Origin of the sequence: Spiroplasma culicicola AES-1, assembly GCF_000565175.1 — a bacterium.
In the GTDB taxonomy this organism is placed as follows: Bacteria; Bacillota_I; Bacilli_A; order Mycoplasmatales; family Mycoplasmataceae; genus Spiroplasma_A; species Spiroplasma_A culicicola.
The window spans coordinates 223,556-235,125 of sequence record NZ_CP006681.1 but is presented as its reverse complement, the minus strand read 5'-3'; the positions used below and the strand labels follow the sequence as shown (position 1 = coordinate 235,125).

Annotated in this window: 11 protein-coding genes and 1 riboswitch; of the genes, 4 read left to right on the top strand and 7 right to left on the bottom strand. The window is 26.2% G+C overall.

Going from position 1 to position 11,570, the window contains the following annotated elements; translation table 4 throughout:
* Nucleotides 1-76: 76 nt before the first annotated feature.
* Complete coding sequence (gene tsaB / locus SCULI_RS01080; protein ID WP_025362786.1) at nt 77-643, bottom strand: tRNA (adenosine(37)-N6)-threonylcarbamoyltransferase complex dimerization subunit type 1 TsaB; 567 nt, start codon at nt 641-643, stop codon at nt 77-79.
* A gap of 3 nt (nt 644-646) precedes the next feature.
* Nucleotides 647-1,057 carry a tRNA (adenosine(37)-N6)-threonylcarbamoyltransferase complex ATPase subunit type 1 TsaE gene (gene tsaE / locus SCULI_RS01075; protein WP_025362785.1) on the bottom strand — a complete coding sequence of 137 codons (411 nt, stop codon included), beginning with the start codon at nt 1,055-1,057 and terminating at the stop codon, nt 647-649.
* Nucleotides 1,058-1,118: 61 nt separating this feature from the next.
* On the opposite strand from tsaE, the gene SCULI_RS01070 reads away from it, so the two are divergent.
* The gene (locus SCULI_RS01070; protein WP_025362784.1) at nt 1,119-2,108 is read left to right on the top strand and encodes an NAD(P)/FAD-dependent oxidoreductase; all 990 of its coding nucleotides are present in this window, start codon (nt 1,119-1,121) and stop codon (nt 2,106-2,108) included.
* 300 nt (nt 2,109-2,408) lie between these two features.
* Nucleotides 2,409-2,472: riboswitch (nucleoside riboswitch) on the bottom strand.
* A gap of 187 nt (nt 2,473-2,659) precedes the next feature.
* Here SCULI_RS01070 and gpmI read toward each other — a convergent pair.
* The 5 genes from gpmI to SCULI_RS01045 all read right to left on the bottom strand — a co-directional run bounded on the left by gpmI (nt 2,660) and on the right by SCULI_RS01045 (nt 7,407).
* Complete coding sequence (gpmI, locus tag SCULI_RS01065; RefSeq protein WP_025362783.1) at nt 2,660-4,246, bottom strand: 2,3-bisphosphoglycerate-independent phosphoglycerate mutase; 1,587 nt, start codon at nt 4,244-4,246, stop codon at nt 2,660-2,662.
* Nucleotides 4,247-4,249: 3 nt separating this feature from the next.
* Nucleotides 4,250-5,068 (bottom strand): HAD-IIB family hydrolase, encoded by an 819-nt coding sequence (locus SCULI_RS05475; RefSeq protein ID WP_025362782.1) that lies wholly within the window; start codon nt 5,066-5,068, stop codon nt 4,250-4,252.
* An 8-nt stretch (nt 5,069-5,076) separates the two neighbouring features.
* On the bottom strand, nt 5,077-5,817 hold the full coding sequence (gene tpiA / locus SCULI_RS01055; RefSeq protein ID WP_025362781.1) for a triose-phosphate isomerase: 741 nt from the start codon (nt 5,815-5,817) through the stop codon (nt 5,077-5,079).
* A 128-nt stretch (nt 5,818-5,945) separates the two neighbouring features.
* Complete coding sequence (nagB, locus tag SCULI_RS01050) at nt 5,946-6,671, bottom strand: glucosamine-6-phosphate deaminase (protein ID WP_025362780.1); 726 nt, start codon at nt 6,669-6,671, stop codon at nt 5,946-5,948.
* A 19-nt stretch (nt 6,672-6,690) separates the two neighbouring features.
* On the bottom strand, nt 6,691-7,407 hold the full coding sequence (locus SCULI_RS01045; protein ID WP_025362779.1) for a hypothetical protein: 717 nt from the start codon (nt 7,405-7,407) through the stop codon (nt 6,691-6,693).
* A 679-nt stretch (nt 7,408-8,086) separates the two neighbouring features.
* Between SCULI_RS01045 and SCULI_RS01035 the strand changes: the two genes are divergently transcribed.
* The 3 genes from SCULI_RS01035 to SCULI_RS01025 all read left to right on the top strand — a co-directional run bounded on the left by SCULI_RS01035 (nt 8,087) and on the right by SCULI_RS01025 (nt 11,554).
* On the top strand, nt 8,087-8,806 hold the full coding sequence (locus tag SCULI_RS01035) for an ABC transporter ATP-binding protein (RefSeq protein ID WP_025362777.1): 720 nt from the start codon (nt 8,087-8,089) through the stop codon (nt 8,804-8,806).
* The gene (locus tag SCULI_RS01030; protein WP_025362776.1) at nt 8,790-10,067 is read left to right on the top strand and encodes an FtsX-like permease family protein; all 1,278 of its coding nucleotides are present in this window, start codon (nt 8,790-8,792) and stop codon (nt 10,065-10,067) included. The genes SCULI_RS01035 and SCULI_RS01030 overlap by 17 nt, the downstream gene beginning before the upstream one ends.
* Nucleotides 10,068-10,195: 128 nt before the next feature.
* Nucleotides 10,196-11,554, top strand: a complete 1,359-nt coding sequence (locus tag SCULI_RS01025; RefSeq protein ID WP_025362775.1) for an FAD-dependent oxidoreductase — start codon at nt 10,196-10,198, stop codon at nt 11,552-11,554.
* Nucleotides 11,555-11,570 lie beyond the last annotated feature (16 nt).

Genomic DNA, 11,570 nt, shown 5'->3' with positions numbered 1-11,570 from the left:
TATTTTATAAAATTTTTTGCACGTTGCATAAATTTATATTATTAATTTATACATATTTTGATTAATTTAAATTTTATTAAATAAAGTGTTTAATATATTGTGGCTCAATTTCTTCAATATCATTAACTAATTTAAAATTAGCTTTTAAATTTAAGAAATTTTCATTAAAATCAATACCATTATAATCTTTTAAAACATCAAATCCTTGAAACTCGTCAGTAAAATTTTCTAAATAATCAGTAGGAATTAATTGATCTACAATAATACATTCTTTATTCTTATAAATTCCCATATAAAATTTATTACCACGTGCATCTAATAAACTGATTGCACTTTTTGCTCCTGCTTGAAAAGCTAATGAACTAATTGTATAAACATTAATTGAATTATCAATTGTCTTTAAAGTTTTGATAATAGTAACTGCAACCCTTACTCCTGTATAACTCCCTGGACCAACTGTTAAATAAAAATCTTTAATATCTTTGATTGTTAAGTTATTTTGTTTTAAAAAATCATGTAATTTTTCTAAAGCAATATCACTTATTCTTGTTTGATTATCTAAGAATAAGTGATCGATAATTTGATTATTTTGCTCTAAAATAATAATTAATTTATTATTTGATGTATCGATAAATAAATTCATAACCTAAACTCCTTTAATTTCAAAATTTCTACTATTTTCATCAATAATTGTTATTTTAATTTTAATTACTTTAAAGTACTTTTCATAATCAATATCAATATTTTGACTTCATTCAACAATATTGAATGCTTCAAAAAAATAATCTAAATACATGTCAACCTCTTCTTCATAAGTTAATCGGTAAGCATCCATATGATTAATATTCAAATTATTTTCTCCTTGATATTGATTCATAATTACAAATGTAGGAGAACTCACATTTTCTTGAACTCCAAGACGTTTTAATAAAACTTTACTAAAAGTAGTTTTGCCAGCTCCTAAATCACCATCTAATAATAGACAAACATTTGCTTTACACTCATTGACAACTAGGTCAACAATTTTATCAAGTTCATTTATTGATGAAATTAACATACTAAGTCCTCCCTCATAGACATATATATGATATAATTTTTTTTATAGAGGTGACAATAAAATGATAAAAGATGTACTTATAATTGGGTGTGGGCCCACAGGATTATATGCTTGAAAAATGGCAGCTGATTTAAACTTAACTGGTACAGTTGTTGAAGCTAACCAAAGTTATGGTGGCCAAGTTGTTTCAAATTATCCAGAAAAATTTATTTATAATTTTCCTGCTATTCCAAAAATCCTTGGAAAAGAAGGAATGGATCAAATGTATGAAACAATCAAAAAAGATGAAGATATGATTGAAACTAAATTTAATACTAGAATTACAAAAATTGTTGCCATACAACCAGATGAAGATGTTGAATTATTTGAAAATTGATTTAGAGTAAGTTTTTCAGATGAAACTGAACATTTATACAAAAGAATTGTTTTTACTGATGGAATTGGGATTTATACTCCAATACGTTTATGTGATAAAAACTATCAAAATGTTTGTTACTCAGTTAAAGATACAAATCAATATAAAGATAAAGATGTAGTAATTTTTGGTGGTGGAGATAGCGCAATTGATTGAGCAAATGATTTGGCTCCAATTGCAAAATCAATTACAATTGTTCATAGAAGAGATGAATTTAGAGCAAAACCTGGAAACATTACTTTTGCAGAAAAAAATGGTGTTAAATTCTTAACTCCTTACTTATTTGATTCAATTACAGAAGAAGATGGTGAAATTGCTAAAAAACTTAAATTAGTTCACCCAGAAGATGAAAGTAAAAGTGTTGAAATTGAATTTGATCATATTATTGTTCAATTTGGACAAACAATTAAAAAAGAATTATTAGGTTTATTAGAATTTGATACAAATAAGCTAAATAAAATTATTGTAAATTATCACATGGAATCATCTGTTAAAGGTATTTATGCTGCAGGAGATTGTTGTTGATATGAAACAAAAATTAGAAACCTAATTTCAGGATTCTATGAAGCAATGCATGCAATTATTAACATTGAAAAAGCAGTCCATGCAAGAAAAATTTTAAATAATGGTTGATAATAAAAAATCAGTTCACTAAGAACTGATTTTTTTTGAAATAAAACCTTTAAATTACAAAGAAACAAGAATAATTTTATAAGAACACAAAGGAGTCACATTATAAAAATTGTAGAAAGGCTGACAAAGGAACGGGGAGTCAGCATATTAAAGGTTGTTATTATATTATTTATTGTTTACTTGATCATTAATTCATGTCTACTTAAATTAATGATCCTATTATTAAATTATCACTAAAATTCATGCAGGTTTTATTTCATCTTCGATTATATAGATGTAAACCGATCGGGCTTAAACTTGCAAACTTATAGTAGCGAAATAGGTTTCACTGTAGATACATCAACCCTTTATGTTGACTTATACAAGTTGGCCAAATTAATTTACATTGATATTATATTTAACTTTTTGAAAAAAAACATTTACTAAGTTTAAAATGAAAATTTTTTTTATAAAAAAATAAGTCTCTTTTAATTTGAATCATATTTTAGGGCATATCTTTTTAAAGAGATAAAAATTTTTTTCATAAAATAAAAAAATAATTGATATATTATCAATTATTTTTTAATTAAACTTGGTTGAGTCATCTCTGCAGGAATTTCTTCACCAATAATTTCTAAAATTGTTGGTGCAACATCAGCAATCGCTGCATCTTTTTCTCTTAAAGTTAAGTTTTTATCAGTAATAATGATTGGTACTGGTTGACTTGTATGTTTTTTATTTGGTCCACCTTCTTGGTCAATCATAATTTCTGCATTACCATGATCAGCAGTAATAATCATAACTGCTCCAGTTTCTTGAGTTGCTTCATAAACTCTTTTTAATTGATCATCTAAAGTTTTAACACCTTTAATAGCTGCCTCTAAAACCCCAGTATGTCCAACCATATCACAGTTTGCATAGTTTAAAACAATAACATCATATTCATTAGATTTAATTTGTTTTACTAATTGATCTGTTATTTCAACAGCTGACATTTCTGGTTTTAAGTCATAAGTTGCAACTTTTGGTGAAGCTATTAAATCAATTGAAGCTCCCTCAAGTTTAATTTCATCAGGAGTTGCTAGACCATTTTTAAAGTAGTCTTTTCCCCCATCAAAGAAGAAAGTAACGTGAGCAATTTTTTCTGTTTCTGCAATTCTTAATTGTTTATATCCTTTTTTGCTCAATCATTCTCCCAACCCATTAACAACTTCAATTGCTTTAAATGCAACGTTGCTTGTTTTAACAGATTCAGAATATTCCATCATTGCTACAAAAAAGATTTTATCTCCTAAGAATGTTAAGCCTGAAAATGTTGGATCTTGTCATGCAGTATATTGATTATTTGTAAATGCACTTGCCATTTGAATAGCTCTATCAGGTCTAAAGTTTGCAAATACAACTGAATCATTTGCTTTAACATAACCATTTGGTGCACTTATATTAAATGCTGGCAAGATTCCTTCGTCATCTTTACCATTATCATATTGTGATTGAATATATGCTGCTGGATCTGTAAATGAATTTTCACAAGTTCTATCTACTAGAGATTTGTATCCTTCAGCAGTTCTTTCCATTCTTTTATCTCTATCCATTGAATAGAAACGTCCAGAAATTGAACCAACTTGACCAACTTTATATTCTTCAAATAAAGCATTCAATTCTTTTAAATAATTTAATGCTACAGTTGGTTTAGTATCACGACCATCTGTAAATAAATGAACATAAATTTCTGTTAAACCAGCTTTTGCAGCAGCTTTAAATGTTGCAAACATATGGTTCATGTGTGAGTGAACTCCCCCATCAGAGAATAATCCCATAATATGGAATGCACTATTATTTTTTTTACAATTTTCGATTGCATTATTGATTACATTATTTTTCTCAAAATCTCCATCTTTAATTGCTTTATTAATTAAAGATAATGATTCATATTTAATTCTTCCAGCTCCTAAATGAATATGACCAACTTCTGAATTTCCCATTTGTCCTTCAGGAAGTCCCACTCATTCTCCACTCGCATGTGCTTCAACTCATGGATATTCTTTTTTTAAGCCTTCAATAAATTCCATATTAGCTTCGATTACTGCATTTCCTTTTCCAGGTTCTGCAAGTCCTCAACCATCTAATATAGCTAAAACTACTGGTTTTTTTGCTTTCATTTTTTATTCTCCTAAAACATATTTATATAATGCTCTGGCAACAGCACCCTCAATATTTGTTTCTCTCATAACAATTTTTGCATGTGCTTTTACTGTATCATTCGCATTTGCAGGGGCAATTGAAAGCCCTGCATAATCCAACATAGGAATATCATTTGCACCATCACCCATTGCTAAAATATTTTCAATTTCCAATGAATAATAATCTTTTAAAAATTCCAAAGCATATTTTTTGTTAATTCCTTTAATATTCACTTCTGCGTGCATACTTCCAGGATGTCAAGCCACTTCTAAACCAAGTTCTTTTAATAAATCAATGTATTCTTGATCAACATTACTTACAATAAATTTAAAACAATCAGTTAATTTAGAATTTTGGTCCACAATTTCAAGTCTTCCGTGAAAGAAGGCAGTTTCATGTTTTAAACCAAATGTATTTTCAACATCCATATTGACAAATGCTACATCAAAATTAGTTGAGTACCCTCAAACTTCTACTTGTGCAAATTTGGGATCTCTTGTAACTTCAAATACTTTTGTAACTAATTCTTTTGGAATTGGTTTTTGATCAATAATTCTGTCATTTTTAATATCAAAAATTAATGCTCCATTAAAACCAGCAATAATTGCTTCATCTTTATCAAATTCGTAAACTTCAAATTTATTTACTTCAGCATGAACTGGTCTTCCTGTTACAAAAACAACTTTTTTACCAATTTTAATTGCTTGATTAATTGGTTCAATGTTTTCTTTAACATAATTTCCTAAAGTAGCATATGCAGTTCCATCCATATCTAATGCTATTAATTTAATATTGCTCATCTTATAAATTATTTAATTAATCCTAAGTATGATTCTTCAACTAATGAAGCTCCACCAACTAATGCACCATCGATATCTGCTTGATCTAAAATATCTTTAATGTTTTCTGGTTTAACACTTCCACCATATTGAATTAGAACTTCATTTGCTACTTCTTGATTGTACATACTTGCAATATGTTCTCTAATGTTTTTACATACTTCTTGTGCAATTTCAGGTGTAGCAACTTTTCCAGTTCCTATTGCTCAGATTGGTTCATATGCAATAACTACTTTTGTCATATCTTGTGCACTAACTCCATTTAAATTTGCATTTAATTGAGCTTTAACATGTTCCATTGTTGTTCCAGCTTCATAAATTTCTAAGCTTTCTCCACAACATAAGATTGGAGTCATTTGATTATTTAATAATGCTAATACTTTTGAATTAATCATTTGATCTGTTTCTCCAAAAATATCTCTTCTTTCAGAATGTCCAATTACAACGTACTCAACGTTAATATCTTTTAACATTGGAATTGAAATTTCTCCAGTATAAGCCCCTTCAGCTTCAAAGTAACAGTTTTGTGCTGCAATTTTAATGTTTTTTGCAACTTTTGTTAAATCACTTAACATTACAGCTGGTGCTGCAATCCCCGCTATTAAGTTTGAATTTGATTCAACTTGTGAATCAATATTTTTTACAAATTCCACTGCTTGTGAATTTGTTTTAAACATTTTTCAGTTTCCAACAATAATTTGTTTTCTCATTTTTTTCCACTCCTATTTACTATACTTTAAAATTTTAACATTATGCTCTTACAAAACTTAGAGAAAATGAAATTATGAAATAGCAAAAAATATAAAAACACTCTTTTTAAAAGAGTGTTTTCTATAAATTATTGTAATTTACTTGCAGCTTCTTGGTCTAAAACTAAAGTTACGTTTGGATGGTTTTGTAAAATAGTACATGGTCATTCTGGTGAGAATTTTCCTCTTGCTAATTCATAAATTGCTTCAGCTTTATTTGCTCCAATTGCAATTAAAACAATTTCTTTTGCTTGCATAATTGAGTTTAATCCCATTGAAATTGCTTGAGTAGGTACATCTGCTTCACTTGCAAAGAATCTTGCATTAGCTTCAATTGTTGATTTTGTTAAGTCAACAATTGAAGTAATTGAATCAAAACTTGTTCCTGGCTCATTAAATCCAATGTGACCATTTGTTCCAATTCCCAATAATTGAAGATCAATTCCACCTTTTGAAGCAATTAAATCATCATATTTATTTGCTTCTTCGTCTGTATCAATTAATCCACTTGGAACAAATGTATTTTCTTTTTTAATATTAATTTTGTCAAATAACTTTTCATTCATAAAGTATCTGTATGATTGGTCATGTTCTGGAGCTAATCCTTTGTATTCATCTAAATTAAATGTAATAACATTTGATCAATCAATATTTTCTTGTTCAGTTTTGTTCACAACATATTCATATGTTGAAATTGGTGAACTTCCTGTTGCCAATCCCAAAATTGTATTTGGATTTTGTCTTACTTTTTCTAAAATCATTTCTCCAGTAGTTGAGCCTACTTCTTGATTGTTGTCTACAATAATAATATTCATAATGTGTGTACCCCTTTTTCTAATTAAATTTATTTAATAGTGTATTTCAATAATCAAAATAATCATATAAATTAACTATTTGTTCAATATTTAACTTCATACTTGGTATCATTCTTTGCAAAAGAACATATGTTAGTATTCTGTTTTTTCCCCTAAATAAATAAACTTCTTCACTTACGTTGATAATTGTACCATAACGTTTAACATCGACAGCTTTAATATCACTGTACAAGAATTGACGACTTATTTTTTGTTTTTCATTTGTTAAATAAATCTTTTTATTTGAAAAATACAAATCATATTTGCCTTGCATTTCTAACTTATCATCTTTTAAAATTTTATGGACATTAACATTTGACTGTAGTAAATTTATTTTCTCTTTTTTTTCTAACTCAAATTTAACAGGAAACTCTTTTAATGGACGTCATGAATTAAATAATAATTCATCAAGTTCATTGATAAAGTTTTCTTCACGATAATTTAAATTTAAATGTAGTTTCTTAATATTTCTTTTTAATTTTACACTAAACCTCTCACTAAACTCGAAATTTTTATTGATTCATCTTCATAAAACTCAGTATTTAAAACTATTAAAAACACTGCGATCAGCAATTTTCTTTTCAAGTTTTCTTATATATCATTTAGTTTTATAACTTATATTATCTTCATCCAAATATTTAATAAAGTTTGAACGTTTTAAATAATAATTTAAATCAGTTGTGCTTCTCAAAAACATATTAACTACCTCTTTATTAAATATTTTACAAGAAAAAACTAAATAATATATGTTATTATATATTTTATGAAATTAAAAGGAGTAATAGTATGCTACAATCAAAATTAAAAAATAACTGATTAACTTGGCAAATCATTTTACTTTTTTTATATGTAACTAATTTAATTGGGTTATTTTTGATTGGTTATTTATTTTTCATAGTAATTAAAACTCTTATAAAAATTTTATTTACTAAAAATAGATTGAAAACACTAACTAAAACCTTTTTAGTCTTATCTATAATAAGTCTTATATTAACATTTGGTTATCTATTCTTTATATTAAGCCTTAATTTTCTATTAAAAACTAATAGCAATATTATTAGTTTAATTAAAATTTTGGTTTTGATTAAACTAATAACTTTCAATTTTTTTATATGACAAACTAGTCTAATTATTTTTATATTAAATAAAAATAAGCAAGAAAATGATATTCAAGTAGAATCAACAATAATTATTAATAATAAGAAGTACACGTTACTTTCATATTTACAAACTGCAAAAATAAATATCTTATATCAAAATAAGAAATACTTATTGGGTAATACAACTATCTAAGTTTTATAAATTTTAGAATAAAATCTAAAAATTTTTTAATTACAAAAATATAAAATTTATAAAAATTTAGATAGAGGTAAAAAATGAAAAAAATAATTGAATTAAAAGATGTAACAAAAAATAAAATATTAGAAAATATTAATTTAGAAATCCAAGAAAATGAAATTATAGCCATTATGGGAAATAGTGGTGTTGGAAAAACAACTTTACTAAATATTATGTCTGGTTTAGAAGAAATAAATTCAGGAACTGTCAATATTAATGAAGTTTTAATCAATACTTTAAAAGGTTCACAATTAACAAAATTTAGATCTCAAAACATAGGATATATCTTTCAAGATTATAAATTAGTTGATTTTTTATCAGTAAGAGACAACATAACTTTTATTGAAGATATTAACAAAATTAGTATTGATAAAGCGAAAGTTGATTTACTTATAAAAAAATTAAGAATAGACAAAATTTTAAAAAATAAAATAACCCAACTTAGTGGAGGGCAAAAACAACGTGTGGCCATTGCTAGGAGTATCATAGGAAACAATAAATTAATTTTTGCAGATGAACCCACAGGTGCTCTTGATCCTTTAACAAGAAATGAAATAATCAATGAATTAGTAAAAAATGCACAAGAATTTTCAAAAACATTAATCATCGTAACCCATGACCCCTATGTGGCACTACAAACGAATAAAATAATTTTTTTAAATAATAAAAATATTAATGATATTGTAAATACTCAAGATTTAACTGAAAAGCAAATTTTAAATAAATTAGAAAGTCTGCATAATGAAATTAGCAATTAATTTTTTTAAGCTTTATTTTAAATCTAATATCATTATTTTATTTACTTTTATTATTACTGTAATAGTGTTAATGTCATCGTTAAATTTATTTTTGTCTATTTTTTTAAATGAAATTGAAACTAACCATGCAACTTTAGTATTTATTATTATTCCATCAGTAACCGCTTTAATGGCAATAATACTAACTATCAGAATCATTAAAATGAACTTTAAAGTACGCGAAAAAACACTTATTAATTTAAGAATTATAGGTATAAGTCATAATCAAATTTATAAAGCACTTCTATTGGAATTCTTATCATTAATGGCTATTGCCATCATTATTGGTTTTGGTTTCAACATTATAGCAACAAATTGAATTATTAAATTATTTACAAGTCATAATGTAATAGGACCAGAATATAAAATTGTCAACTATTTTGCTCTACTGATTCCTTTTACCATAGTTGCTAGTTTATTTTTAATGAAAGTATTTGATTCTGCAACTAGTAACCTTAAAAATATTTCAATGTCAAACTTAAATCTAACATTAGAAAAGTTTAAAAAGAAACACATTTTTACTATTATAATTGGTTTAATTTTTTTAGCTTCATACATTACTTTGATTATTTTCTTTGATGAAGTTGTTTTATATCTTTTTGGAGGTATCTTCTTTTTCATCGCAATGCAATGTTTAGGAAAATATATCTTATTTAGCATTTGATGAGTAATGTCTAAAATATTTTCTAAAGTATTATTCTTAAAACTAATTTTTAATCGTCTAAAAGAAAATACCAATAAAAATTTTGAAATATTTTTATTAATAATAATTACTTATTCATTTTTAAATTTTGGTGTAAATTCATTAGTTCCAACTGCCAATGACACTATTTATAACGCAGATCCGTTAAATGAAATTTATTATTATTCATTACTTGATGCTTCAGTAGTACTTGCAGTATTTATTTCTTTATATAGCATAATTTTAATCTTTAACAATCTATATTTATACTTTGAAGATCAAATTTCAAGTAATAATAATTTATACAGAATCGGATTAGAGAAATGAAAAATTTGTTTAACATTACTAGTTGAGTCCTTATTCATTCTAATTCTTGAATATTTATTTGGTTTTATTCCAAGTTTGTTTCAAGCTGTAATTTGAAAACATAGTTTTATTGTAAATGACTATAATTTCTGATTAATTTTAAGTCTTGTAACAATGTCTATTAATATAATTATTCCTTGTCTATTCTTTAATAGAATTAAAAATAAATCATAAATATTCTTTTAAAAAAGACTAATTAGTGGAATAATTTTTAAACATTAAATTAAATTAACAATATTTTTCCACTAATAATATATTATTATAATATAGTAAAATAAATAAATTAGAGGAGAGATATAAAAATGAAAACTATTGTTATAGGTACAAACCATGCTGGAACTACAACTGTTAGAACTTTAAAAAGACTAAACCCAGACATGGAAGTCGTAACTTATGATAGAAATGATAACATTTCTTTCTTAGGTTGTGGAATTGCCTTATGAGTGAAAGGCGAAGTAAAAGATCCAAATGGATTATTCTATGCTAACCCTGAAATTTTAAAAGAAGAAGGCATAAATGTAAAAATGGAACATGAATGAGTTTCAATTGATGCTAACAATAAAACTGTTAAGGTTAGAGACTTAAAAACTGGAAAAGAATTTGATGATAACTATGATAAATTAGTTATTGCTACAGGAACATGACCAATCGTGCCTCCAATTGAAGGTATTGATTTAGAAGGCGTTCAAATCTGTAAAAACTATCACCATGCTCAAGCTATTAAAGCTGCAAACAATAATAAAGATATTAAAAAAATTGCAGTAATTGGTGCTGGATACATCGGTGTTGAATTAGTTGATGCATTTAAAGAAGCTGGAAAAGAAGTTACTTTAGTGGATATTGCCGACAGAATTATGCCTGTATATTATGATCACGAATTTACTTCATTAGTGGAAAATGAAATGAAAGCAAACGGAGTAAACGTTGCTTTAAATCAAAAAGTTGTTAAATTCGAAGGTGAAAATGGAAAAGTAACTAAAGTTATTACAGATAAAGGTGAAATCGAAGTTGATTACGTAGTATTTTCAGTTGGAGTTAAACCTCAAACTGAACAATTAAAAGGAATTGTAGATTTAGATGAAAGAGGAGCAATTAAAACTAACGAATTTGCTCAAACATCAAATGCAGATATTTATGCTGTTGGAGATTGTTCACAAGTTTACAATGCTTCAATGAAAAAAGATATGCAAATTGCTTTAGCAACTACTGCTGTAAGAACTGGAATCATGGCTGCAGTAAATATTGTTAAAGGAAATGCATTAGAAGGTCCAGGATTTACTGGAGCAAACGGAATTGAAGTATTTGGATGAAAAATGGCCGCTGTAGGATTATCAAAAAATGCAGCAGATGCTTTTGGAATCGAAGTTGAAGAAAAAATGTTTAAAGATTCAGATAGACCTGAATTTATGTCAACTTACAAAGATGTATACATCAAAATTGTTTGAGAAAAAGAATCAAGAAGAATTGTTGGAGCACAAGTTGCATCACAAAATAACCATACTGAAGTAATGTATATGTTTGCATTAGCAGTACAAAAAGGTTTAACAATTGATGAATTACCATTAGTTGATATCTTCTTCTTGCCTCACTTTAATAAACCATATAACTTTATTACATTAGCTGGTTTAGAAGTTCTTGGATTAAACTACTTCAAAAAATAATTAAATATAAAAAAAT